Genomic DNA, 23518 nt, shown 5'->3' on the forward strand with positions numbered 1-23518 from the left:
CTCAAACCTCGTCGTAGACGATTTCGAGGGACGGCTTGGACAGCTCGGTACGCCCGCACATGTCTTCGAGCGTGGCGGGCTCCAGCACCACGTCGCGCCCGGTCGCCGCGCTGGAGAACAGGCCGAGCAGCCCGTCCTGCGTGAGCGGTGTCGGCCGGTGAGGTGCTGCCTCGGCCACGTTCTGCGCGAGGTCGGCGAAGAGCGCGCCCCAGCGCCCGTCGGGCCGGCCGATGATCTCGTAATTCGCGCTCTTGCGGCGGATGTCGTCGTCGGCCGGGATCGAGGCCAGCACCGGGATGCCGGCCGCCTGCGCGAAGGCCTGCGCCTCGCCGGTCCCGTCATCCTTGTTGATGACGAGGCCGCCGACGCCGACATTGCCGCCCATCTTGCGGAAGTATTCGACCGCCGAGCAGACGTTGTTGGCGACGTAGAGCGACTGCAGGTCGTTCGAGCCGACGACGATGACCTTCTGGCACATGTCCCGGGCGATCGGCAGACCGAAGCCGCCGCAGACCACGTCGCCGAGGAAGTCGAGCAGGACGAAGTCGAAGCCCCATTCGTGGAAGCCGAGCTTTTCGAGCAGCTCGAAGCCGTGGATGATGCCCCGTCCGCCGCAGCCGCGCCCGACCTCGGGCCCGCCGAGCTCCATCGCGTAGACGCCGTCGCGCTTGAAGCAGACGTCGCCGATGGCGACCGGCTCGCCCGCGAGCTTCTTCTTGGTCGAGGTCTCGATGATGGTCGGGCAGGCCCGGCCGCCGAAGAGGAGCGAGGTGGTGTCGCTCTTCGGATCGCAGCCGATCAGCAGCACCTTCTTGCCCTGCTGGGCCATCATGTAGCTGAGATTGGCCAGGGTGAACGACTTGCCGATTCCGCCCTTGCCGTAGATCGCGATGATCTGCGTCTCGCGCTTCACGTCCCCGGTGGCGACCGCATCGGGCTCGATCGCGGCTTCCTCCCGCAGCTTCGCGGCGGCGCTGAGCGCCGATTTGTTGAGCTGTAGGTTCACGAGCAGGTCCTCCAATCGAGGATCATCTTGAGACAGGCCGGGTCGGCGAAGGCCGTGCGGTAGGCCTGTTGCGCCTCCAGCGCGGGCGCGCGGTGGGTGATGAGCCCATCGAGCGAGAGGCGTCCGGCCTCGACGAGGGCCGTGACCGCCGCGAGGTCGCCCGGCCGCCATTCGGCCGAGACCCGGATGCGGGCCTCGCGCAGGAAGGCGGGCGGGAAGGCGAAGGCCAGCGGCGCCTCGTAAAAACCGGCGAGCACGATCTCGCCGCCGGGCGCGAGACGGCCGATCAATGCGTCGAGGAGGCCGGCATCGCCGCTGACATCGGTGATGGTGGCGTAATCGCGCGCCGGGTCGGCGTCGGGCGACAGAACGGAATAGCCGACATCGCCCCCGGCCCGGAGCGGCTCGCGCTCCCACACCACCGGCTCGCCGCCGGCCAGAACCGTCAGGCGGGCCAGAAGCCGCCCGAGAACGCCGTGTCCGACGATCAGGCTGCGGCCGCCCGGCACGACGCCGGAAAGGGCATGGTAGGCGGTGGCGGCCAGCGCGATGAGGCAGGCGCGATCGCCCAACGCGGCATCGACGGGAACGAGGCGGGAGGCCGGGGCGACGAGATGGGAAGCCGCGCCGCCGAACAAGCCGCGCACCTCGCCGAAGCAGCGGGCGCCGGGCACGAAGACGGATTGACCGACGCGCAGGCCCGTCTCGGGGCCGGCCTCGACCACGGTGCCGACCGACTCGTAGCCCGGCACCAGCGGGTAGCCCATGCCGGGAAAGGGCGGCATCCGGCCGGACCAGAGCAGGCGCTCGGTCCCGGTGCTGATCCCGCTCCAAGAGACGGCGACGGTCGCGTCGCCCGCGGCGGCAGGGGAGAGCGTGAGGCGGTTCAGCGCCAATCGCTCCGGCTGTTCAAGGACGACGGCCAAAGCCTTCATGTCCCTGCCCCCCTCGCTGTTTCCGACTCCGACCGAATGCGGAGCCGATGACTGTCATCCTAGATAGACACTTTTCTGCGTCAAGAGATCTTTACGTCAGATCGCTCGCTTTGCCGTGAGAAGGCGTGCGAGAAGCGGCCGTCGCGTCCGTCTTTCCCGGATCTCGACGAAGCCGACCGCTTCCAGCATGGCGGACAGCTCCGAGGCCGTGCGCGGCCGGCCGCTGCCCATGGCCAGCAGGTAGAAGCCGAAATACGCGTCGCCGACGGGCTCGGCGCCGGGCGTGCCGGCGAAGGGCTCGGCGATCGCCACCAGCCCCCCCGGCGGCAGCGCCTCGTGAGCGGCCCGCAGCAGCATCAGGGCGGTTGCGTCGTCGTGATCGTGCACCACCCGCACCAGCGTGATCGCGTCGGCGCCGCGCGGCCACGGCGTGTCGGCGAAGCTCCGGCCGATGCAGGTCGCGCGCGCCCCCAGCCCTTCGGCGGCCAGCCGGGCCTCGGCCCGCTCGGCCACGGGCGGCAGATCGAGAAGGCGCAGGGCCAGGGCCGGATGGCGGCGGCCGGCCTGTGCCAGGAAGACACCTTCGCCGCCGCCGATATCCATCAGGCAGGCGCGGTCGGCGAGCGGCAGGGCGTCGAGCACGTCTCCGGCGATCAGCGCCTGCGAGGCGGCCATCAGGCCGCTATAGGCCGTCACCGAATCGGGGCCGACCCGTTCCGCCCCGTCGGCCGCGGCATAGGGCCAGTATCGCGCCAGCCGGGTCGCGCCGGCCGGTGCCCGCAGGAGGGCGACCGGGTCGGCGAGGTCGGCGTAGAGCATCGCGTGGTGCTCGACCATCGCCGCGACCGAGGGGTTGCCGACGAGGGCCGCCCCGAGATCGGCCAGGGCGAAGCGCCCGTCCGGCAGCCGGGCGATCAGGTCGAGCGCGGCGGCGGCCTTCAACAGGGTGAGGGCGCGGTCCGGGGGCAGGTCGAGGCGGCGGGCGATCGTGTCGGGCGGCAGCGGGCCGCTCTGCAGCAGGCCGAACAGATCGAGCCGGACGCAGGCGAACAGCACCTGCGCGTAGACGAAGCCGGCGCAGAGATCGAACAAGGCCCGGGTGTTGCGCCGGGCGATGCGGCGGGTGAAGGGGAAGCCGGCCGCCCAGCGCTGGAAGGCGGGGTTGGCGACCGTGCCGTTGCGGAAAGCGAGCCAGCGCTCGCGCCAGCCCTGGCGCCGCCGCGGCGCCGGCCCGGTCTGCGACATCGCGGCGGGCACCGGACGCCTCAGGCGACTTCGCGCAGCGAGGCGGGCAGGAACAGGCGGGTCTGCGCCTCGATCTCGGCGCGCAAGCCGGCCTGGCCCGGGCAATCGGGAATCACCTCGACCGCCTCGCGGCCGAGCCGCTTCAGCCGATCGAGGGCACCCTGCATGCCGAGAAGCGCCGCCGCGTTCGGCCGCCCGAGGGTGGCGTCGCGCCCGGCCGGCTTGCCGATTTCCTCCTGGCGGCAGGCCACGTCGCGCAGGTCGTCGGCCACTTGGTAGGCCTCGCCGAGGCATTCGCCGAGCAGTCGCCAGGGAAGCGGCGCGGCACCGGCGGCGGCGGCGCCCGCGACGGTGGCCGCCGCGAACAGCGCGCCGGTCTTGGCCTGCTGGTACTCGACGAGATCGACGAAGGGCTCGGATTCCCAGGCCTGCCCCGCGACGATGCCCGCGGGCGAGCCGACGGCGCGGGCGACCAGCCCGACCAGGGCGGCGAGCCGCGCCGGGGAGCGGGCGGCGCCGCGCGCCAGCGTCTCGAAGGCGGCGACGATCAGCGCATCGCCGGTCAGCACGGCGAGCGGCACGCCGAAGGCGGCGTGGACCGAAGGCTTCTGCCGCCGCGTCGGCGCGTCGTCGAAGCAGGGCAGGTCGTCGTGGACGAGGGATGCGCAGTGCAGCAGCTCGATCGCCGCCGCCGCCGCGTCGGAAGCGGCCGGATCGTCGTCGCCGCAGGCCAGAGCCACGGCGAGGCAGAGCCGCGGGCGGATACGGTGGCCGCCGGGGAAGACCGCGTAGCGGATCGCCTCGGCCAGGAGCGGCGGCGCCCCCGGGGCCTCCGCATGCGCGACCGCCGCGTCGAGGACCGTTTCGATCCGCCTGCCGACATCCATGACACCCTCCCGGTGTTAAATCATCTTGTCTTGCTCATGTGTCAGTTATGATTGACACTGTTGGGCGTCGGGATCAACGCCGATACGCGAGGGAGCGTGACGGACGTGGCGGAGAAGCGCGTCATCGTGATCGGTGCCGGCATCGGCGGGCTCTCGGCGGCGGCCAGCCTTGCCGCGACCGGGTTCGACGTGACCGTGCTGGAACGCGCCGCCACGGTCGGTGGAAAGATGCGCGCGCTGCCCGTCGGCGGCGTCCCCGTCGAGGCGGGTCCGACGGTCTTCACCATGCGCTGGGTCTTCGACGAACTTTTTGCGGAAGCCGGCGCGGCATTCGATTCGGACGTGATCCTGCGGCCGGCCTCCCTGCTCGCCCGGCACGCCTGGAGCGCCCGCGACCGGCTCGACCTGTTCGCTGACGTGGCGGCGTCGGCGGATGCCATCGGCGCCTTCGCCGGTGCCCGCGAAGCCGAGGGCTACCGCCGCTTCTGCGCCCGCGCGGCGGAGGTCTACCGCACGCTGGAGGGGCCGTTCATCCGCGCCGACCGGCCGAGCCCGGTCGATCTGGCCCAGCGGGTCGGGCTGTCCGGCATCGGCAGCCTGTGGCGGATCCAGCCCTTCGCCACCCTGTGGTCGGCGCTCGGCGAGTATTTTCGCGATCCGCGGCTGCGGCAGCTGTTCGGGCGCTACGCGACCTATTGCGGGGCCTCGCCGTTCGAGGCGCCGGCCACGCTGATGCTGGTCGCCCACGTGGAGCAGGCGGGCGTCTGGACCGTCGAGGGCGGCCTGAGCCGGCTTGCGGAAGCGGTGGCCGGACTCGCGGAACGGCGCGGCGCCCGCCTGCGCCTCGGCGCGAGCGTCGCGCGGATCGTGACCGAGCGGGGTCGCGTCGCGGGGGTAGAGCTGGCGGACGGCGAGCGCCTGCCCGCCGACGCGGTCATCGCCAACACCGACGTCGCCGCCCTTGGCGCGGGTCTCCTCGGGACCGACGTGGCCGGAGCGGGCGACCGGGTGCCGGCCCGCGAGCGCTCGCTCTCGGCGCTGACGCTCTGCCTCACGGCGCGGGCGCGCGACTTCGATCTTGCTCACCACACGGTGTTCTTCTCGGCGGATTACCGGGCGGAGTTCGACGCGATCCTGCGCGGTCGGCGCCTGCCGCCGGACCCGACCGTCTACGTCTGCGCGCAGGACCGCGCCGCGGACGGAGGCAGCCCCGACGGAGCGGAGCGCCTGCTCCTGCTCGTCAACGCCCCGGCCGATGGCGGGGAGCGCCGCTTCGATGCCAGGGAGATCGCCGCATGCGAAACGAACCTGATCCGCAAGCTCTCGACCTGCGGGCTCGCGCTGAAGCCGACGGGCCCGGCGGTGGTGACGACGCCGAACGACTTCGCGGCCCTGTTTCCGGGGACGGGGGGCGCGCTCTACGGGCGGGCGTCGCACGGCTGGACGGCGACCTTCAAGCGGCCGGGCGCGCGCACGCGGGTGCCGGGGCTCTACCTCGCGGGGGGGAGCGTGCATCCGGGACCGGGAGTGCCGATGGCGGCGCAGTCGGGCCGGCTCGCGGCGGCGGCACTGCGCGCGGACCTCGCTTCGACGGCGCGGTCGCCCGGGGCGGCTATGTCTGGTGGTACGTCGATGCGGTGAGCGAGGACGGCCGGCATGGCCTGACCATCATCGCCTTCATCGGCAGCGTGTTCTCGCCCTACTATGCCTGGGACGCGGCCCGCGACCCGTTTGCCCACTGCGCCATCAACGTCGTGCTCTACGGCGAGCGCGCCAACCGCTTCGCCATGACCGAGCGCACCGCGCGCTCCCTCGCCCGCGACGCGGCGAGCTTCAGCCTGGGGCCGTCCTCGCTCGAATGGGACGGCAGCGTGCTGACGATCCGCCTCGACGAGCGCTCGGCACCGATCCCCCACGCGGTGCGCGGGACGGTGCGGGTCCGCCCACGGGCGCTCACGGCCCAGCCCTTCACCCTCGACGGGCAGGGGCTGCACCGCTGGTGGCCGATGGCGCCCGATTGCGAGGTCGAGGCGGCGTTCACCGCCCCCGATCTGGCGTGGCGGGGCAGCGGCTACCACGACACCAACGACGGCGACGGCGCGCTGGAGGACGCGTTCACGGACTGGACCTGGTGCCGTGCTCCGCTGAAGGACGGGTCGGCGATCCTCTACGACGTGCGACGCCGGGACGGCAGCGGCCAGAACCTCATGCTCCGCTTCGGAGCGGACGGCGCGCGCCGCGAGATGCGCCCGCCGCTGGAGGCGGCCCTGCCGGCGACCGGCCTCTGGCGGATGCCTCGCACGACCCGCAGCGACGACGGGCGGGCGAGCGTGATCCGCACCTTCGAGGACACGCCGTTCTACGCCCGTTCGCTGCTCGCTTCGACGCTGGACGGCGAGGCCGTGCGGCCAGTCCACGAGAGCCTGTCGCTCGACCGCTTCCGCAACCCCCTGGTGCGGCTGATGCTGCCGTTCCGGATGCCGCGCCGGATCGGCTGAAGGTCAGCCGACCTCGGCGCCCGCCTCGCCCTTGCGCTCGTGGCGCAGCAGCAGCGGGGTCTGCGCCAGGGCGAAGGCGATGGTGAGCGGCATGATGCCGAACACCTTGAAGTTCACCCAGAAATCCTCGGTCTGGGTCCGCCAGACCACTTCGTTGAGGACGGCCAGCGCGAGGAAGAACAGGCCCCAGCGGAAGGTGAGCTTGCGCCATCCCTCCTCGGTGAGCGCGAACATGCTGTCGAGCACGACCGAGAGCAGCGAGCGGTTGAAGAGCAGCCCACCGAGGAGGACAAGGCCGAACAGCGTGTTCACGATGGTCGGCTTCATCATGATGAAGGTCTTGTCCTGAAGCGCGAGCGTCAGGCCGCCGAACACCAGCACGACCACGCCGGAGACGAGCGGCATGATCGGGAGGCGCCGCAGCAGGGCGAAGTGGACCGCGAGTGCCACCGTCGTGGCGGCGATGAAAGCGCCGGTCGCCACGAACAGCTTGTCCTCCGGCGCCACGCCGAGGCGCTCCGAATAGGCGTTGCCGAAGAAGAAGACCGCGAGAGGCCCCATCTCCAGCGCCAGCTTGAGCAGGGGCGGCAGGTGCCGTTTGGGCGGAACGCTCTCGACCTTCATGACGGATGACTCACTGCTGCGGAGGTGCGGTGGGCCACCGCTTACGCCTTGGGAAGGCCGGTGATCGCCCGGGCGAAATCCCGCGCGGCGAAGGGTTCCAGATCCTCGACGCCCTCGCCGACGCCGATGAAGTGCACGGGCAGGCCGAACTTGGCAGCCAGAGCCACCAGAATACCGCCCCGCGCCGTTCCGTCGAGCTTCGTCATCACGAGGCCCGAGACCGGTGCGGCCTGCGAGAACAGCTCCACTTGGCTGAGCGCGTTCTGGCCCACGGTCGCGTCGAGTACCAGCAGGGTGGCGTGCGGCGCTTCCCCGTCGAGCTTGCGGATGACGCGGACGATCTTTTCCAGCTCCGCCATCAGCCCGGCCTTGTTCTGCAGGCGGCCGGCGGTGTCGATCAGGAGCACGTCGGTGCCGGCCTCCCGCGCCTCCTTCAGCGCGTCGAAGGCGAGGCCCGCCGCGTCCGAGCCCTGGGCGCGGCTGATGACGGGGGTGTTGGTGCGTTCCCCCCAGACCCGGAGCTGCTCGATCGCGGCGGCACGGAAGGTGTCGCCGGCGGCCAGCATCACGCTGCGCCCCTCGGCCTTGAACTTCAGGGCGAGCTTGCCGATCGTCGTGGTCTTGCCCGCGCCGTTCACGCCGACCGTCAGGATGACGTAGGGCTTCCTGGCCGAGTCGATGCTGATCGGCAGGGCCACGGGCTCCAGCGCCCGCTCGATCTCGGTGGCGAGGATGGCGCGCACCTCGTCGGGGGAGATGCCCTTCTCGTAGCGGCCCTTGCCGACCGCCTCCGACATGCGCATCGCGGTCTCCATGCCGAAATCGGCCTGGATCAGCGCGTCCTCCAGATCCTCCAGCGTCGTGGCGTCGAGCTTGCGCTTGGTGAACAGGCCCGTCACCCGGTCCGACAGCGCCGAGGACGTGCGCCGCATCCCGTCGGTGAGCCGCGACCACCAGCCCCGCTTCTCCGTACCGACGACGGCGCCGGACACGGCGTCGCTCGCCAGCGCGGCTGCGGAATCGACCGGCTGAATGTCGGTCTCGGCCGGCGGCTGCGCCTCCGACAGGGGCGGCGTTTCCTCCGCCTCGCCCCCGGTCAGGCGCGACCACCAATTCCGCTTCTCGCCCGCATCGGTGGGGGCCGCCTCGTCTTCGACGGGGGCATCCGCCTCATCCGCGGCCGGGGTCGGCAAAGCGGCTTCGTCCTCCTCCGGCTGCGGCGCCTCGCCCGAGGGCGGCTGCGGCTCCGGCTGGAGGTCGGCACCCTCCACCTCGTCGGGGATCTGGTTCTTGTCCGGATCCTCGGGCGCGGGCTCGCTGACGGGGGGCGGTACGTGGGCGACATCGTCCGCCGCGGTGGTGAAGTCCGGCAGCCCCTCGGATTCCGAGGCCGGCGAGGTCGGCGGCGGCGTCACCGCCTCCTCGGGCGGCCTGGTTTCGGGGGCGCCCTTTCGCCCGAACAGGCGTCCGAACCAGCCGGGCTTCTCGTCGTCGCTCATCCTCGACCCTTGTTCGAACCTGCCTGAACCTTGCTCGGGGCGACCCGGCGCTCTAGCCCGGGGGGCATGAGCCCGCCAGATACCGCGCCGAGCCGCCCCCAAGCGGAGATAGGTCTTTCCCTTCTCTACCGCGATGCCCTGATGCTCGTCATCGACAAGCCGGCGGGTCTGCCGGTGCATCCGGGGCCGAAGGGCGGCCCGACGCTGACCGACCATCTCGATTCCCTACGCTTCGGCCTGCCGCGCCGCCCGGAGGCCGCGCACCGGCTCGACCGCGACACTTCGGGCTGCCTCGTGCTCGGCCGCCACGCCAAGGCGCTCGCCCGTCTGAACCGCCTGTTCGCCGACGGCAAGGTCGACAAGCGCTATTGGGCGCTGGTCGAGGGCGGTCCGGCGGAGGACGAGGGGCGCATCGACCTTCCGCTCGCGCGCCGCTCCGACGATCCGCGCAGCTGGTGGATGAAGACCGATCCGGCCGGGGCGCCCTCGCTCACGCTGTACCGGGTGCTCGGCCGGGTGCGGGGCGTGGCCTGGCTCGAACTCAACCCGGTCACGGGCCGCACGCATCAGTTGCGCGTCCACTGCGCGGCGATGGGCTGGCCGATCCGGGGCGACGCGATCTACGGCGGCGCCGGGCGCGACGGACCGGGATTGCAACTTCACGCGCGCACCTTGAGCCTGCCGCTCTATCCGAAGCGCGAGGCGATCACGGTGGAAGCCCCCGCGCCGGAGCATATGCGGGCGGGGTTGGCGGCCTGCGGGTGGGTGCCGGACAGCTGATCCGCCCGCCCGTCGCCCCGAATCGTTGCCCGCAATGGCTTACGGGCCACCCGCCAGGGGCTGACCAGGATCGGAAAGCTGGATCGTCCAGTTCCGCTGCTGCCCGGTATCGACCTCGATGAAGCCGTTGCGGTCGAAGCCGCGGGCCAGGCAATCCTCGACGCCGCGGATGGTGAAGGCGGTGTCGCGGGTGCACATCATGGCACGCCCGCTCCACTCGCCGCCGCGCGTGTAGTCGACGGCGTAGAGATAGTAGAACTGCGCCGCGAGCGAGCCCTTGAGCAGGGTCTCGCAGTTGCGCGGCTTCAGATCCCACCAGCCCTCGGTCACCCAGCCCTGCGCGTCCCGGTAGCCCAGGGTCACGCCGACCTTGCTGGCGGTCTGGTTGCACAGGCGCAGATCGGCCAGGGCGGGCAGGGGGAGGAGCGTAGGCGCCGCGAGGCAGAGCCGGAGGGCGGCCCTGCGCAGCGCGCGCACCCGAAAAAACTCAATCGACGAGGATGACGCGGCAGTCGTTGACATTGGTCCGAGTGGGGCCGGGCTGAACGAGATCGCCGATCGTGGCGAAGAATCGCGTCGAATCGTTGTCGAGCAGCATCGCTTGCGGGTCGAGCCCCGCGGCGCGGGCGCGCACCAGCGTCGTGGCATCGACGAGGCCGCCCGCCGGATCGGTGGCGGCGCCGCGCCCGCCATCGGTGCCGTCGGTGTCGGCGGCGATGCCGGCGATGCCCTCGGCTCCGTCGAGCGCGATGGCAAGCGCCAGCGCATACTCCTGATTCGGGCCGCCGTCGCCCTCGCCGCGGATGGTGACGGTGAGTTCGCCGCCGGAGATGAGCGCCACGCGCCGCCCCGCCTGCCGGGCCTCGAGCGCCAGCCGGGCGTGCTCGGCCGCGACCTCCCGGGCCTCGCCCTCGAGGTCGGCCCCCAGCATCACCGGCTCGTAGCCGGCCCGCCGCGCGGCCTCGGCCGCCGCTTCGAGCGCGTCGATCGGTCGGGCAATGATGCGGTACTCGGCCCGGGCGAAGGCCGGGTCGCCCGCCTTCGGGGTCTCGTTGGTCGGATCGTTCAAGAGGGACAGCGCGGATTCGGGCAGGCTGATGCCGCGGCGCTCGCAGATCGCGAGGGCGTCGGCCAGAGTCGAGGGATCGGGTACGGTGGGGCCGGAGGCGATCACGGACGGGTCGTCGTGCGGCACGTCGGAAATCGCCAGCGTCAGGATCGACTTGGCGTTGCGCGCGGCCACCGCGAGCCGGCCGCCCTTGATACGCGAGAGGTGCTTGCGCACCGCGTTGATCTCGTTGATCGGCGCGCCCGAGCGTAAGAGCGCCTTGGTGATCGCCTGCTTCTCCGCCAGCGTCAGGGCGCCGGCCGGCGCAATCCAGTTCGCCGAGCCGCCGCCGGAGAGCAGCACAAGAACCTCGTCCTCCGGGCCGGCGCTCTCGGCGATGGCGAGCGCCGCGCGGGTGGCCTCGATGCCGGCGGCGTCGGGCACGGGATGGCCCGCCTCGACCATGCGGATGCCGGGCGCTTCCTCGCCGTAGCCGTGGCGGGCGACCGCGAGACCGACGATGCGGTCCTCCGGCACGCCGTGCTCCTGGCGGTAGAAGCGGCTCGCCACCGCGGCCATGCTGCCGCCCGCCTTGCCTGCGCCGAGGATGATGAGCCGCCCCGGCGTCGGCGCCGGGAGGTGCCCCAAGAGGCACTTGCGCGGATGGGCGGCGGCGATCGCCTCGTCGAAGATCGACGAGAGGAGGGCACGACGCTCCGCGTTCGCCGGATCGGTCGGGGCAGGGGCGGACACGGGCGTCGCGGTCATGAGCGTCCTCGCACGGTTCTTGTTTGAGCCTGTGCTTGCCCGAGCCTCGCCGTGTCGGCAAGCCTCCGCCGTTTCACAAAACTTTCGCGATCCCAGGCATTCTTTTTGACCCGCGCCGCCTTCTCCCGCATGTCCGCCTTGCATTGAGACGCTGCACCCTTCCGATCTCGCCGCGCCGGCCCAAATAGTCGCCATGCTGTCGATCGAACCCGAGACCCGAAATCTTTCCGAACATCCCGTCGAGTGCATCGAAGGCGATCCTTCCCGCGGTTTGCTGCTCGTCTGCGAGCACGCCTCGAACGCGGTGCCGGAGGATCTGCATCGCCTCGGCGTTCCGGAAGCGGAATTCTCCCGTCACATCGCCTACGACATCGGCGCCGCGGCGGTGACGCGGCGGCTGGCGCGCCTGCTCGGCGTGCCGGCGGTGCTGACGCAGTTCTCGCGACTCATCATCGATCCGAACCGGGGCCGCCTCGATCCGACCCTGGTGATGCGGCTCTCCGACGGGGCGATCGTTCCGGGCAACGCCCGCATCGACGCGGCCGGCATCGCCGAGCGCATCCGCCGCTTCTACGTGCCCTTCGACCGGGCGGTGGACGAGGCGGTCGCCCGTGCCGAGGCGGCGGGGGCGAGCCCGATGTTCCTGACCATGCACAGCTTCACGCCGTTCTGGCGCACCATCGCCCGGCCCTGGCAGGTCGGCATCCTCTATGATGGCGACGAGCGCCTGAGCCGGCCGGTGATCGAGGCGCTCAAGGCCGATCCGGCGGGGCTCTGCGTCGGCGACAACGAGCCCTACGGCGGCGGCCTGCCCGGCGACACAATCGACCGCCACGCCACCGCCCGCGGATTGCCGAACGCGCTGGTCGAGATCCGCCAGGATCTGATCGGCGGACCCGAGGGACAGGAGGAATGGGCGCAGCGCTTCGCCCGCCTCCTGCGGCCGATGCTGCGCCCGGCCGCTTGACGGGCGGTCCGCGCGGGGCGACCTCAGGCCCCATCTCACGGCGAACACGCCCTCGAAGGAGCCTCCCATGTCCGGCATCGATCCCGCTACGCAGACCGAACTGGAGGCGGCCGTTTTCCGCCGCCTCGTCTCGCACCTGCGCAATCGCACCGACGTTCAGAACATCGACCTGATGAATCTGGCCGGCTTTTGCCGGAACTGCCTGTCGAACTGGCTCAAGGACGCGGCGGACGAGCGCGGCCTCGATCTCAGCAAGGATCAGAGCCGCGAGCACGTCTACGGCATGCCCTACGAGGAGTGGAAGCGGAAGCACCAGCAGGAGGCCAGCCCGGAGCAGCAGGCCCGCTTCTCGGACGCGCAGAAGGCCGGGCACTGAGGCACCGACGGCGCGGGCGCGTATCAACGAGCGGGTAAGGTTGATCGCGTAATCCCGGGACATCCGGCGTGCGCCATCGGGCACACGCCTTCCCTCGCGTGAAGGAGCGCTGCCATGGCCGCCTCGCCTGCCCCCGCCGTCGACCCGTCCTCGGTCGCCGCCGACCAGCTCAAGAGCATCATCGAGCGCATCGAACGTCTCGAAGAGGAGAAGGCCGGCATCGCGGGCGACATCAAGGACGTCTATGCCGAGGCCAAGGCCAACGGTTTCGACGTGAAGGTGCTGCGCAAGATCATCTCCCTGCGCAAGCGCGACCACGACGAGCGCCAGGAGGAGGAAGCGATCCTCGAACTCTACCTCCAGGCCCTCGGCATGGCGTAGAACTAAACCGGCTTTCGGCTGATCGCTTCGGTCTCTTCCTTCGTCCTTGCGAGGCTCAGCGATCGCAACTCAGGGCTCCGCACTGTCAGGACAGGTCGCGCTCTGGGTCGCTTCGGCTCCGCCTCGCGATGACGGAGAGGGGCGAAGGCCGAGGCGATCAGCCGGAAACGATATGACTCGGCGGAGGTGAGCGCCACCGACGGTCTCTCGCGTGCCAGCCGGCCAGCGCCATTCCGGGCTTCGCACGCAGGCCGTTGCCCACGCCCGGAGATGATCGGCCAGGGCGCCGGTGGCGCGGCGAAATCACAGCACTTCGCCGAAACCACAGTCCGCCGCGCCAGCCTGCGTACAGCAGATCTCCTCGGTCAGCCGGGCGAAGGCGCGGGCGGCGGGTCCCGAAACTCTGCGGGAGCTCGGCCGTGAAGGGCACGCCCTTCTCGCGCAGGGCGATCTCGAGCTTTTGGGGGCAGGCCGAGAGCGGGTGCGCGTGGAGCAGAATCGGGGACCTCCTCGGGATGCTCCCCGAGGGGGCGCGAGCCCGGCTGCCGTCAATACAGGCGGGGCTGCCCCTGGGCTGCCGCGCCCGTGAAGCGCCCGGCGGGCGGCGTCTCCGCCCGGGTTCGCATCGAGAAGCGGCCCGCCACGGTGTCGGAGGAGGGGAGGCGCAGCGCCTCCGGCGGCAGCGCTTCGTCGTGACGCGGGCGGGCGAGCGCCACGCGGACGGGGATTGTGGGAGCTGCCGGCTCCGAGGCGCCCTGCATCGAGGCGAAGAACAGGCCGCGCAGCTGCTCGCGCGGGTCGGCATCCGCCGGAACGAGCCGCACCTGCGCGACCGTCTCGACGCTCGGGGAGGGCGGCTCGGTGCCCGCCTGCGCCACGGTGATCATGCTGCCGAGGCCCTCGCCGTTGAGGGAGGCGAGCTGGACCGGCCGCTGCGGCGGAAGCGGGATTGTCAGGGCGGTCGCGACGACGGCGAATTCCGAGGGCCGGCGCGGCGGCAGCGGTGCGACGACCGCCTGCTCGGTCTCGCCGGTCAGCAATTCCTTCGCCGAGGCGCCGTCCCGGCGCAGGCTCGTCGCGCGCAAGGCTTCGGTCGCGTTCGGCGCGGCGTAGGCCATGGCCTGCGCGGTGCCGGTACCGTCGGTCGGGTCGGCGCTCGCCACCGCGATGCTGGGCTTGGCCCGCGCCTTCGACGGGGCAGGCGCATTGGCGAGCGCGGCGGGTGGCGCATCGGTCGCGCCGCCGCCGAATAGCGAAGCGAAGAAGCCCTTCAGGCCCGGACCGTCCTCGATCTCCTCGGCACTGGCGAGCGCGGTGTAGCCGAGCACCGTGCCGCCCCGGGCCAGGATCTCGGCGCGGGCCTCCTCGTAGCGGGCCAGCGGCTTGCCGTCGGCGGGCAGGTGGACGGTCTTTCCGTCCGGGAAGAGGCGGGCGAGCTGGTCCTGGGTCATGCGCGGCCAGGAGCGCACCGAGCCGACATCGAGGTGCACGAAGGGCGAGCCCGAGCGCGGATACCAGCCGACGCCGCCGCGCTGAAGCCGCATGCCGGCGGCGCGGATCTGATCGATCGAGGCGTCGGTGATGAAGAAGTCCATGGCCTTGCCGAGCATGTGCTGGCTAGTCTCGGCCACGCCCGAGGAGCGGCGGCGCAGCATCCCGTTGGTCTTCGGGCTGCGATAGCCGGAGACGATGCGCAGCGGCGCAGTCGAACCGATGGAGCGCTGCGCCTCCCAGACGACGTCGAACAGGCGCGGGTCCATCTTGATGGATTCGTTCTCGCGCCAGTCGCGCAGGAGCCAATTGAGCTGGTCGAGGGCGGCGCGGTCGAAACGCCCGTCGCGCTTGAACGTGACCGTCAGGGTCTCGCCGGTATGCTCGTGCGCGAGCGACAGGCTGCGGGTGTCGCCGTTGGCCGCCGCATCCTGGGTCTCGACGGTGCCGGCCAGCAACAGGGCGGCCACGGCGCCGAGGGCGGAGGAGAGGCGCTTCAGGCGCGGGGAACGTGCGGGACGGTTCGGGGGCAGGCGGTCCCGGATCGTGCGCAGCATAGCCTCAACCCTCGCGGGACGGCTCGACATCGGCGATGTCGCGGTGGCGCGGGTTTCGAGGACCGGGAAAGGCGGGTCGTCGGGCCCGTGCTGCTTGCCGTCTGCGACGACGGCTAAGGGCCAACCGTGGCAAAAACGTGCCTCGCAAGAGTGCCGCCGCACGCTGTCCCGCGCGCAACGACATTCCGAGCCTGATGTTCGCGCGATGGCGCCGCGGCTCTGACCTACCAGAAGCTGCGCGGCTGCGCGCCGTAGGCGTCGGCGCCCCAGGGGTCGCCGAACATGTCGGGCGCGCGACGGGGGGCGGGGCGACGCTCACTGCGCACGGCCTCGCGCGTCGCCGTCGGGCGTGAGGTGGGCCGGGACGCCTCGCGCGTCGCGGGCCGTGTTCCGGCGGCGTCCGCCGCGGCGCGCTTGGCGGCCGTGGGAGCCCGCGCCACCGCGTCCGAGCGCGCGGCGAGGCCGAGCGCCACCTTCATCGGCCCGTCATAGCCGTAGAGGTCGGGCAGAGTGCGGTAGGAGCCGAGATCGTCCACCTCTGCGGTGAAGTAGGCCAGATGCACCGGCAGCTTCTCCGGCAGGCGCAGGGTGCGCTCGCCCTTGCCGATCAGCTTCTTCAGGCGCTCCTGCGTCCAGTTCGGCAGCACCGCGTCGGCGAAGCGGAAGGGGTCGTCCACGCGCACGCAGCCGTGGCTGAAGGCGCGGGTCGAGGCCGAGAACAGCGAGCGGTTGGGCGTGTCGTGCAGGTAGACCGCGTGCTGGTTGGGGAACATGAACTTGATGAAGCCCAGAGCGTTCCGCTCACCCGGCGGTTGGCGCAGGGAGATCACGTTTCCACGGCGCACCACCTCGAAGCCGGCGGTCTTGCCCGAGGCGAGCATCTGTTTGAGGATCGAGGGCGGCACGTACCAGGACGGGTTGACGACGGCGTACTCCATCATCCCCGAGAAGGTCGGCGTGGGGCTCGTCGGCTTGCCGACGATCACCCGGGTCTCGTCGCGCAAGTGCCCCTCGCGAAACACCTTCAGCTTGAACTCGGGGATGTTCACGAAGACGTAGTCCGGCCCGAGTTCGGACGGCAGCCAGCGCCAGCGCTCCATGTTGACGAGGAGGTCGGCCTCGTTGGCGCTCGCCTTCGGCAGGCTCGGATTGGCCAAGGCCGCGACGGTGGCCTGGGTCAGCGTGCCGTTGGCGGGAAGGCCGCGGCTGCGCTGGAAGCCCTTGACGGCGTCGGCCACCGCGCGGTCGTAGACGTCCGGCGTGCCCGGCGCGGCGTCGAGGGTGCCGGCGGAAGCGCTCTCCAAGCCGAAGCGGCTGCGCAGCAGCGGCACCCGCGGATCGCTCATACCGAGCTTGAGCACCGGACCGTCCGGCAGCTTGACGCTCGGCGCCCCCTGCGTCCGGCCCGCCCGCAGGCCCGCGAGGCGCTTCTTGAGGGCAAGGTAGCCCGGCTGGCGCGGATTGTAGGCCTGCAGTGCGTCGCCGGCTCCGGCGCCCGCCACGGCGAGGCGGGTCAGCACGGTATCGGCGGGCGGCAGATCGAGAGTCGGGGTGATGAGCTTGGAGATCGCGGCGAGGTTCACGCGTCCGCCCCGCGCGTCGCGGGCGTAGAGGGCGATCGCCGCGGAGAGCTTGAGATCGGCCTCGGCGATCTCCGCATCCGTGTCCGGACGGCTGAGCTTGCCGATCGCCGGCACCGGATAGGCGTTCGGGTCGAGCCCGTCCTCCCCCGCGGCGCGCAGACGCTCGATCGCCGCCTTGGCAGCGGGGGTGAGGGCACCGTTCTCGATCCAGACCGGCTTGAAGTTCCCCAGGGCGTAGAAGGCCTGCATCGCCTCCCGGTCCTTGCCGGGCAGCCGCTGCAGGAGGGGGGCCGAATCCTTGAGCCGCGCGTAGACGGCCGCAGGCAGGGGTTCGCTCGGCGCGACGGGGGCGGGCGGCCCCTCTGCGACAGGCGGTGACGTCTCCGACGGTGCCGGGGCTTCGGTGGCGGGCGCAGGCTCCGGGGCCGTCTCCGGCGCGGCGTCCGATAGGATCGCCGACCCGGCGGCCGGATCGACCGCCGCCTTGCGGATGACCGGCTCGGCGCCCGCCGCTTCCTGCGCCCGAAGGGACGGGACCTGGCTGAAGACGAGGAGCGCGGCCAGCGCGACCGACAGGGTGCGCACGGCGCTCGTTCCGGATCGCGATGCGACGGGCATGGCGGCAACTCCCTGGATACGGCCGAGACTGCCGCGACACTGCTTAAAGATCATCGACCCAAGCACGACCGTGCGCAACCACACGGCCGAGCCGAACGGTCAAGCTCAGCCCTCGGACGAACCGCGCCCGACCGGCGACCGTTCCACGACCGACCGACGCTCAGGCGGCGTCTTCGGAGCGCTCGTCCTCGTCGAGGCCGAGTTCCTTGAGCTTGCGGTAGAGGGTGGATCGGCCGATTCCGAGGCGGCGGGACACTTCGGACATTCGGCCGCGGTAGAATTGCAGGGCGAAGCGGATCACCTCCGCCTCGATGCCCTCCATCGTCTTCATCTCACCCGTCTCCTCGACGACGAGCGACAGGGCGTGGGGATCGCGCACCTCGACCCGCACGATCTCGCGCACCGGTTCCAGGGCGCCCGCCGGGAGGGAAGATTGCGTGGGGGCGGGAGGGATGCGCACGTCGAAGCCATCGACCTGCGCCGCGATCTGCGGGAATTCCGCGACCGTCAGCTCGTCCCCGTCGGCCAGCACCACGGCACGGAACAGGGCGTTCTCGAGTTGGCGGACATTGCCGGGCCAGGCGTAGCGCGTCAGCAGCGCCATCGCCTCCGGGGCGATGCCCCGCAGCCGCTTGCCCTCCTCGGCCGCGAACCGGGCGCAGAACGAGCGCACGAGGTCCGGGATATCCTCGCGGCGCGCCCGCAGGGGCGGCAGCGTCATCGGGAAGACGTTGAGGCGGTAATAGAGATCCTCGCGGAACTTGCCCTGCTTCACGAGGTCGAGCAGCGAGCGGTTGGTCGCGGAAACGAGCCGGATGTCGACCCGGACCGAGCGCTTGCCGCCCACGGGATCGACCTCGCCCTCCTGCAATGCGCGCAGCAACTTCACCTGCGCGTCGAGAGGCAGCTCGCCGATCTCGTCGAGGAACAGGGTGCCGCCGGACGCCTCGACGAACTTGCCGACATGGCGCTCGGTGGCGCCGGTGAAGGCGCCCTTCTCGTGCCCGAACAGGGTCGATTCCACGAGGTTGTCGGGGATTGCGCCGCAATTGACCGTGACGAAGGCCTTGCCGCGACGGTCGCCCGAACCCTGGATCGCCCGGGCCAGCACCTCCTTGCCGACGCCCGACTCGCCCTCGATGAGGACGGGGATGTTCGATTTCGCCGCCCGCTCGGCGAGGCGGATCACCCGGTCCATGTCCGGGCTCTTCGAGGCGAGGTCCTTGAAGCCCAGCGCGCCGGAGGCCCGGCGGCGCATGCGGCGCACCTCCTCCTCGAGCTGATCGACCCGCAGGGCGTTCTTGATCGAGACCTGGAGGCGTTCGGCGCCCGCGGGCTTCACCACGAAATCGACCGCGCCCGCCCGCATGGCGTTGACGACGGCATCGATGGAGCCGTTCGAGGTCTGGACGATGACCGGCGTGTCGAGGCCGCCCTTGCGCATCTCGGCCAGCACCGAGAGGCCATCGAGTCCGCCGGGCATCACGAGGTCGAGTAGCACGACGTCGACCGGCTCGCCGGCCCGCAGCAGGTTGAGCCCGTCCTGACCGTTCTCCGCGACCCGCGCCTCGAAGCCGAGGCGGCGCACCATCGCCTCGGCGAGGCGACGCTGCACGGGATCGTCGTCGATGATCAGGACGGTGGTCGACATGCGGGGCGCCTCGCTGTCCGCTCGTACCGACCGCGGGCCGACCCGGCCTCGTCGGCGAGGCGGGGGCGCAGGGCGTCGGCTGTTTCGTTTCGAGCCACAGGGTCGCCCAAGAGCGTAAAGCGGCGCTTAACGACGCCGCGAGATTCGCCTTTCGCGGGCTTGCACAGCGCGATTGTGCTCGCGTTACGGGCAAAGTTCAGCGCCGGGATTGCCGGGCTCGGTTGATCGTAGCGGCATGGCGCTCAATATCTGGACCCGGTCGCGAGGGGGCTGTCCCGCCCTCGATCCCGCGGCCCGACGCGCCGAGGAATCAACACCCATGTCGAGCCGAGCCGCTTTCCCCGCCCTCTCCGCGGAATGGCCGAGGGGGATCGAAGAGCTTGCGGCCGTCCGCAGCGCGGTGCAGGCGGCCGATCTCGGCCCGCTGCCGGAATGGGACCTCACGGACCTTTATCCGGGGATCGATTCGCCGGCCTTCCAGGATGATCTCGCCCGGTCGGTCTCCGAGAGCCGGGCCTTCGCCGAGCGCTATGCCGGCCGGATCGCCGCGATCGCCGCCGGCCCGGATGCTTCCGCCCGGCTCGGCGAGGCGGTACGCGCCTTCGAGCAGATCGAGGATCTGATGGGCCGGCTGATGTCCTATGCCGGGCTCGTCTATTCCGGCGACACCACCGACGAGACCCGCGCCAAGTTCTACGGCGACACCCGCGAGCGGCTGACCGCGGCCTCCGGCGATCTGCTCTTCTTCGGCCTCGAACTGAACCGGGTCGAGGACGCGGTGCTCGACGCGGCGATGGCGGAGGGCCCGCTCGCCCATTACCGGCCCTGGATCGAGGATCTGCGGCGCGAGAAGCCCTACCAACTCGACGACCGCACCGAGAAGCTGTTCCTCGAAAAGTCGGTGACCGCGAACGCCGCCTGGGACCGGCTGTTCAACGAGACCATCGCCGCGCTGCGATTCTCGGTCCAGGGCGAGCGCCTGACGCTGGAGCCCACCCTCAACAAGCTTCAGGACCCGGACGGGGCCGTGCGCAAGGAGGCGGCGCTGGCGCTCGGCGAGACGCTGCGGGCGAATCTGCGCGTCTTCACGCTGATCACCAACACGCTGGCCAAGGACAAGGAGATCTCCGACCGCTGGCGCGGCTTCCAGGACGTGGCCGATGCCCGCCACCTCTCGAACCGCGTCGAGCCGGAGGTGGTCGCCGCCCTGGTCGATGCCGTGCGCGCGGCCTATCCGCGCCTGTCGCACCGCTACTACCGGCTGAAGGCCAAGTGGTTCGGCGTCGATGCGCTGCCCTACTGGGACCGCAACGCGCCGCTGCCGAAGGTCGAGCAGCGCACGATCCCCTGGGCGCAGGCCCGCGACACGGTGCTCGACGCCTACGCCAGCTTCTCACCGGACATGGCCGGCATCGCCAAAAAATTCTTCGACGGCGGCTGGATCGACGCGCCGACCCGGCCCGGCAAGGCCCCCGGCGCCTTCGCGCACCCGACCGTGCCCTCCGCCCACCCCTACGTGCTGGTGAACTATCAGGGCAAACCGCGGGACGTGATGACGCTCGCGCACGAGTTGGGACACGGCGTGCACCAAGTGCTCGCCGCCCCCAACGGTGCGCTGATGGCGCCGACCCCCCTGACGCTGGCCGAGACGGCGAGCGTGTTCGGCGAGATGCTGACCTTCCGCCGGCTGCTGGGCCAGACCACCGACCCGACCCAGCGCCGGGCGATGCTCGCGGCCAAGGTCGAGGACATGATCAACACGGTCGTGCGCCAGATCGCCTTCTATTCTTTCGAGCGGAAGGTCCACCTGGCCCGCGCCAAGGGCGAGCTGACGGCCGAGCAGATCAACGAACTCTGGATGTCGGTGCAGGCGGAGAGTCTCGGGCCGGCGATCACGCTCGACGCGGGCTACGAGCCGTTCTGGGCCTACATCCCGCACTTCATCCATTCGCCGTTCTACGTCTACGCCTACGCCTTCGGCGACTGCCTCGTGAACTCGCTCTACGGCGTCTATGCCCGGGCCGAGCCCGGCTTCGTCGAGCGCTACTTCGCCCTGCTCTCGGCCGGCGGCTCGAAGCCCTACGGCGAATTGCTCAAGCCCTTCGGCCTCGATGCCAGCGACCCGGGCTTCTGGCAGATCGGGCTGAGCATGATCGAGGGCATGATCGCGGAGCTGGAGGCGATGGAAGCGGCATGACGGGAAGTCAACGTTGCACTGTGCAACGTTGACATAGGTCGCGTGGGTGTCTAAATGTGGGCCAACATCCCGGAGGCCCACATGAATCCGAGCCATGCCGCTTTTTTCGAACGGCCGGATGCGCTTCCGCTGAAGGAAGTGCTGACGCGCTCAGAGATGCTGCCGCAATACGAGCTGCTCAGCCGCTTGGAGATTCCGGCGGTTCAGGCTGCCGTTTGGGAGATCGAGCCGATCATAGAGAAACTCGACCCCGATATCAGACACCACGCCATCCAGTCCGCCGGCGCCCTGATCGGCGAAATCCTTACGGCCCGCGGCTTTCGCATCGCCCGCGACGCGCGAGGGGAGAAGCGTCGGGGGCGCGTGCGGAAGGCTCGCTTCGTCAAGTCGGGCACGATTTGGGAACTCCCCGTTGAGCCCGACAGCGCCCATAGCGAGAAGGTCGCGAGGATCATGGACGACATCATGATCCGCTATCGCTCGACGCTGGCCGAGTTGGCGAAGTGAGTGACGATCCGGCGGAGGATGTCCCTGACGCGGAGCCCGAGTGGCTCACGATCGAGGACATCGAGAATGCCCACGCTCGTCAGCTCCAAATCTTCGGCGGAGCGCCAGGCATCCGTGATCGCGGTGCGCTGGAATCGGCTACCGGCCGCCCGATCAACCGTTGGCGTTACGAAGGTTCGGAGCTTGCCGAACTGGCCGCAGCCTACGCGTTCGGCATCGTGAAGAACCATCCGTTCATGGATGGGAACAAGCGGGCCGGGTTCATGGCCATGCTCGGCTTTCTGCTCCTGAATGACGTCGCGTTCGAGCCGGACCCAGCCGAAGCGACGGCGATTATCCTCGGCCTCGCCGCGGGCGAAATCGACGAGCCCGGTCTCACCCGCTGGATTCGCGATAACTGGCCAACCGCGTAACCACCGCGGCGCGCCGTCCCAGCGCCCTGGGCGAGGCGTGAGGCGACGCCTATCTCGGATCACATCCCCATCAGGATAGATCCCCAAGACCATGGCCGAGACCGACCGCGAAGCCAACCGCTTCACCGCCCGCGCCAGCCGCTATGCCAGCGTCGGCGCCAATGTCGGAGGAGTGGCCGCGCGAATGGCGGCGGCGCGCCTGTTCGGCGGCAAGGACGGAGCGGCGCCGACCAACGCTGCGGCCCTGGCCCAGGCGCTCGGCGGTCTGAAAGGTCCGATCATGAAGGTGGCGCAGTTGCTCGCCACCGTGCCGGATCTTCTTCCGCCGGAATATGCGGCGGAACTGCAAAAACTTCAGGCAGATGCGCCCCCGATGGGCGCGGCCTTCGTCAAGCGCCGGATGATGGCCGAACTCGGCGCCGATTGGCAGGACCGCTTCGGAGGCTTCGACCTCAAGCCCGCCGCCGCCGCCTCGCTGGGGCAGGTCCACCGGGCCGAGTCGCGCGACGGCGAAAAACTCGCCTGCAAGCTCCAGTATCCCGACATGCAGTCGGCGGTGGAGGCGGACCTTAAGCAGCTTCAGGTCGTCTTCGCCCTTCATCGCCGCATGAATTCCTGGCTCGACACGTCCGAGATCGCCAAGGAGATCGGCGCGCGGGTGCGCGAGGAGCTCGACTATGTTCGCGAAGCCAAGCACGCGGCTCTGTACGGCAGCGTGCTCAAGGACATCGATTCGGTGCGGGTGCCGACGGTGCATTCCGAACTCTCGACCAAGCGGCTTCTCACCCTCGGCTGGCTCGACGGCGAGAAGATCTTGAGCTTCGCCGACGCCCCGATCGAGATTCGCAACCGGATCGCCCAGGCCATGTTCCGGGCGTGGTGGCATCCGTTCAGCCGCGCCGCGGTCATCCACGGCGATCCGCATCTGGGCAACTACACCGTCTTCTCCGAGGGCGGCGAGGCGCAGGGCATCAACCTGCTCGATTACGGTTGCGTGCGCATCTTCCATCCGCGCTTCGTCGGCGGCGTGGTCGATCTCTACCGTGGTCTTCTGGAAAACGACCGCGACCGCGTGGTGCATGCCTACGAAGTCTGGGGCTTCAAGAAGCTCGACCGGGAAACCGTCGACATTCTTAACATCTGGGCGCGCTTCATCTACGGGCCGCTACTGGAAGACCGCACGCGCACCGTCGCCGACGGGATCGAACCGGGCGCCTACGGGCGGCGCGAGGCCTTCTCCGTGCATCAAGCGCTCAAGGAGCGGGGCCCGGTCACGATTCCACAGGAATTCGTGTTCATGGACCGGGCAGCGGTCGGGCTCGGCGCCGTCTTCCTGCACCTGCGCTCGGAGCTGAACTACCATCGCCTGTTCGAGGCCGAGATCGAGCGCTTCTCCCTCGAGACGCTCACCGAGCGCCAGGGGACGGTCCTTGCGCAGGCCGGATTGCCCGCTCCGGTCTAACAAGCCAGCTCAAGACTCGCCGCCA

Annotated in this window: 21 protein-coding genes; 10 read left to right on the forward strand and 11 right to left on the reverse strand. The window is 70.7% G+C overall.

The features are described 5' to 3' along the window. Position 1 precedes the first annotated feature (1 nt). The 4 genes from ACPCJR_RS01635 to ACPCJR_RS01650 all read right to left on the reverse strand — a co-directional run bounded on the left by ACPCJR_RS01635 (position 2) and on the right by ACPCJR_RS01650 (position 4073). Positions 2 to 1006, reverse strand: coding sequence for a chlorophyllide a reductase iron protein subunit X (locus ACPCJR_RS01635; protein ID WP_391510997.1), 1005 nt, complete (start codon positions 1004 to 1006; stop codon positions 2 to 4). Further along, complete coding sequence (gene bchC, locus ACPCJR_RS01640) at positions 1003 to 1941, reverse strand: chlorophyll synthesis pathway protein BchC (RefSeq protein ID WP_391510996.1); 939 nt, start codon at positions 1939 to 1941, stop codon at positions 1003 to 1005. Before bchC ends, ACPCJR_RS01635 begins: the two co-directional genes overlap by 4 nt. 96 nt (positions 1942 to 2037) lie before the next feature. Continuing rightward, positions 2038 to 3186, reverse strand: coding sequence for a methyltransferase (locus tag ACPCJR_RS01645; protein ID WP_391510995.1), 1149 nt, complete (start codon positions 3184 to 3186; stop codon positions 2038 to 2040). Between the two features lie 20 nt (positions 3187 to 3206). Continuing rightward, positions 3207 to 4073, reverse strand: a complete 867-nt coding sequence (locus ACPCJR_RS01650; RefSeq protein WP_391510994.1) for a polyprenyl synthetase family protein — start codon at positions 4071 to 4073, stop codon at positions 3207 to 3209. Positions 4074 to 4178: 105 nt separating this feature from the next. Here ACPCJR_RS01650 and crtD point away from each other — a divergent pair, with 105 nt between their 5' ends. Both crtD and ACPCJR_RS01660 read left to right on the forward strand, forming a co-directional pair. Beyond that, the gene (gene crtD, locus ACPCJR_RS01655; RefSeq protein ID WP_391511220.1) at positions 4179 to 5714 is read left to right on the forward strand and encodes a 1-hydroxycarotenoid 3,4-desaturase CrtD; all 1536 of its coding nucleotides are present in this window, start codon (positions 4179 to 4181) and stop codon (positions 5712 to 5714) included. Then, on the forward strand, positions 5711 to 6571 hold the full coding sequence (locus ACPCJR_RS01660) for a carotenoid 1,2-hydratase (RefSeq protein ID WP_391510993.1): 861 nt from the start codon (positions 5711 to 5713) through the stop codon (positions 6569 to 6571). The genes crtD and ACPCJR_RS01660 overlap by 4 nt, the downstream gene beginning before the upstream one ends. Positions 6572 to 6574: 3 nt before the next feature. Here ACPCJR_RS01660 and ACPCJR_RS01665 read toward each other — a convergent pair whose 3' ends face one another. Continuing rightward, positions 6575 to 7195 carry a septation protein A gene (locus ACPCJR_RS01665; RefSeq protein ID WP_391510992.1) on the reverse strand — a complete coding sequence of 207 codons (621 nt, stop codon included), beginning with the start codon at positions 7193 to 7195 and terminating at the stop codon, positions 6575 to 6577. A 41-nt stretch (positions 7196 to 7236) separates the two neighbouring features. After that, a complete protein-coding gene (ftsY, locus tag ACPCJR_RS01670; RefSeq protein WP_391510991.1) occupies positions 7237 to 8694 on the reverse strand; it encodes a signal recognition particle-docking protein FtsY in 1458 nt (485 codons plus the stop codon). 66 nt (positions 8695 to 8760) lie between these two features. Here ftsY and ACPCJR_RS01675 point away from each other — a divergent pair, with 66 nt between their 5' ends. Beyond that, positions 8761 to 9474 (forward strand): RluA family pseudouridine synthase, encoded by a 714-nt coding sequence (locus ACPCJR_RS01675; protein ID WP_391510990.1) that lies wholly within the window; start codon positions 8761 to 8763, stop codon positions 9472 to 9474. 39 nt (positions 9475 to 9513) lie between these two features. Here ACPCJR_RS01675 and ACPCJR_RS01680 read toward each other — a convergent pair whose 3' ends face one another. Further along, positions 9514 to 9996: a DUF1036 domain-containing protein gene (locus ACPCJR_RS01680; RefSeq protein WP_391510989.1), complete on the reverse strand. Its 483-nt coding sequence runs from the start codon at positions 9994 to 9996 to the stop codon at positions 9514 to 9516. Continuing rightward, positions 9962 to 11290 carry a glycerate kinase type-2 family protein gene (locus ACPCJR_RS01685; protein ID WP_391510988.1) on the reverse strand — a complete coding sequence of 443 codons (1329 nt, stop codon included), beginning with the start codon at positions 11288 to 11290 and terminating at the stop codon, positions 9962 to 9964. Before ACPCJR_RS01685 ends, ACPCJR_RS01680 begins: the two co-directional genes overlap by 35 nt. 193 nt (positions 11291 to 11483) lie before the next feature. On the opposite strand from ACPCJR_RS01685, the gene ACPCJR_RS01690 reads away from it, so the two are divergent. The 3 genes from ACPCJR_RS01690 (at position 11484) to ACPCJR_RS01700 (ending at position 13014) form a co-directional block, all read left to right on the forward strand. After that, entirely contained in the window at positions 11484 to 12257 is a 774-nt protein-coding gene (locus ACPCJR_RS01690; RefSeq protein ID WP_391510987.1) for an N-formylglutamate amidohydrolase, read from the forward strand. Between the two features lie 67 nt (positions 12258 to 12324). Further along, a complete protein-coding gene (locus ACPCJR_RS01695) occupies positions 12325 to 12633 on the forward strand; it encodes a DUF1244 domain-containing protein (RefSeq protein ID WP_391510986.1) in 309 nt (102 codons plus the stop codon). Between the two features lie 114 nt (positions 12634 to 12747). After that, complete coding sequence (locus ACPCJR_RS01700; RefSeq protein ID WP_003601858.1) at positions 12748 to 13014, forward strand: DUF2312 domain-containing protein; 267 nt, start codon at positions 12748 to 12750, stop codon at positions 13012 to 13014. A gap of 548 nt (positions 13015 to 13562) precedes the next feature. Here the strand turns inward: ACPCJR_RS01700 and ACPCJR_RS01705 are convergent. The 3 genes from ACPCJR_RS01705 to ACPCJR_RS01715 form a co-directional block, all read right to left on the reverse strand. Continuing rightward, on the reverse strand, positions 13563 to 15062 hold the full coding sequence (locus ACPCJR_RS01705; RefSeq protein WP_391510985.1) for a DUF882 domain-containing protein: 1500 nt from the start codon (positions 15060 to 15062) through the stop codon (positions 13563 to 13565). 224 nt (positions 15063 to 15286) lie between these two features. Beyond that, positions 15287 to 17263: a L,D-transpeptidase family protein gene (locus ACPCJR_RS01710; RefSeq protein ID WP_391510984.1), complete on the reverse strand. Its 1977-nt coding sequence runs from the start codon at positions 17261 to 17263 to the stop codon at positions 15287 to 15289. Positions 17264 to 17423: 160 nt separating this feature from the next. Continuing rightward, positions 17424 to 18914, reverse strand: coding sequence for a sigma-54-dependent transcriptional regulator (locus tag ACPCJR_RS01715; protein ID WP_391510983.1), 1491 nt, complete (start codon positions 18912 to 18914; stop codon positions 17424 to 17426). Between the two features lie 319 nt (positions 18915 to 19233). On the opposite strand from ACPCJR_RS01715, the gene ACPCJR_RS01720 reads away from it, so the two are divergent. From ACPCJR_RS01720 to ACPCJR_RS01735, 4 genes are all read left to right on the forward strand, one after another. After that, the gene (locus tag ACPCJR_RS01720; RefSeq protein WP_391510982.1) at positions 19234 to 21111 is read left to right on the forward strand and encodes a M3 family oligoendopeptidase; all 1878 of its coding nucleotides are present in this window, start codon (positions 19234 to 19236) and stop codon (positions 21109 to 21111) included. Between the two features lie 81 nt (positions 21112 to 21192). Continuing rightward, entirely contained in the window at positions 21193 to 21618 is a 426-nt protein-coding gene (locus ACPCJR_RS01725) for a hypothetical protein (protein WP_391510981.1), read from the forward strand. Beyond that, positions 21615 to 22031, forward strand: coding sequence for a type II toxin-antitoxin system death-on-curing family toxin (locus ACPCJR_RS01730; RefSeq protein WP_391510980.1), 417 nt, complete (start codon positions 21615 to 21617; stop codon positions 22029 to 22031). The genes ACPCJR_RS01725 and ACPCJR_RS01730 overlap by 4 nt, the downstream gene beginning before the upstream one ends. Positions 22032 to 22122: 91 nt before the next feature. Beyond that, positions 22123 to 23493 carry an ABC1 kinase family protein gene (locus ACPCJR_RS01735; RefSeq protein ID WP_391510979.1) on the forward strand — a complete coding sequence of 457 codons (1371 nt, stop codon included), beginning with the start codon at positions 22123 to 22125 and terminating at the stop codon, positions 23491 to 23493. Positions 23494 to 23518: the final 25 nt, after the last annotated feature.

The organism is Methylobacterium sp. NPDC097929, from assembly GCF_049543375.1.
Lineage (GTDB): Bacteria > Pseudomonadota > Alphaproteobacteria > Rhizobiales > Beijerinckiaceae > Methylobacterium.

Bases quoted from the DNA above. Each gene is read 5' to 3' on its own strand.
- bchC (WP_391510996.1), bottom strand. From the start codon at position 1,941: ATGAAGGCTTTGGCCGTCGTCCTTGAACAGCCGGAGCGATTGGCGCTG.
- ACPCJR_RS01645 (WP_391510995.1), bottom strand. From the start codon at position 3,186: ATGTCGCAGACCGGGCCGGCGCCGCGGCGGCGCCAGGGCTGGCGCGAG.
- ACPCJR_RS01650 (WP_391510994.1), bottom strand. From the start codon at position 4,073: ATGGATGTCGGCAGGCGGATCGAAACGGTCCTCGACGCGGCGGTCGCG.
- ACPCJR_RS01665 (WP_391510992.1), bottom strand. From the start codon at position 7,195: ATGAAGGTCGAGAGCGTTCCGCCCAAACGGCACCTGCCGCCCCTGCTC.
- ftsY (WP_391510991.1), bottom strand. From the start codon at position 8,694: ATGAGCGACGACGAGAAGCCCGGCTGGTTCGGACGCCTGTTCGGGCGA.
- ACPCJR_RS01675 (WP_391510990.1), top strand. From the start codon at position 8,761: ATGAGCCCGCCAGATACCGCGCCGAGCCGCCCCCAAGCGGAGATAGGT.
- ACPCJR_RS01680 (WP_391510989.1), bottom strand. From the start codon at position 9,996: ATGTCAACGACTGCCGCGTCATCCTCGTCGATTGAGTTTTTTCGGGTG.
- ACPCJR_RS01685 (WP_391510988.1), bottom strand. From the start codon at position 11,290: ATGACCGCGACGCCCGTGTCCGCCCCTGCCCCGACCGATCCGGCGAAC.
- ACPCJR_RS01690 (WP_391510987.1), top strand. From the start codon at position 11,484: ATGCTGTCGATCGAACCCGAGACCCGAAATCTTTCCGAACATCCCGTC.
- ACPCJR_RS01695 (WP_391510986.1), top strand. From the start codon at position 12,325: ATGTCCGGCATCGATCCCGCTACGCAGACCGAACTGGAGGCGGCCGTT.
- ACPCJR_RS01700 (WP_003601858.1), top strand. From the start codon at position 12,748: ATGGCCGCCTCGCCTGCCCCCGCCGTCGACCCGTCCTCGGTCGCCGCC.
- ACPCJR_RS01705 (WP_391510985.1), bottom strand. From the start codon at position 15,062: ATGCTGCGCACGATCCGGGACCGCCTGCCCCCGAACCGTCCCGCACGT.
- ACPCJR_RS01710 (WP_391510984.1), bottom strand. From the start codon at position 17,263: ATGCCCGTCGCATCGCGATCCGGAACGAGCGCCGTGCGCACCCTGTCG.
- ACPCJR_RS01715 (WP_391510983.1), bottom strand. From the start codon at position 18,914: ATGTCGACCACCGTCCTGATCATCGACGACGATCCCGTGCAGCGTCGC.
- ACPCJR_RS01720 (WP_391510982.1), top strand. From the start codon at position 19,234: ATGTCGAGCCGAGCCGCTTTCCCCGCCCTCTCCGCGGAATGGCCGAGG.
- ACPCJR_RS01725 (WP_391510981.1), top strand. From the start codon at position 21,193: ATGAATCCGAGCCATGCCGCTTTTTTCGAACGGCCGGATGCGCTTCCG.
- ACPCJR_RS01735 (WP_391510979.1), top strand. From the start codon at position 22,123: ATGGCCGAGACCGACCGCGAAGCCAACCGCTTCACCGCCCGCGCCAGC.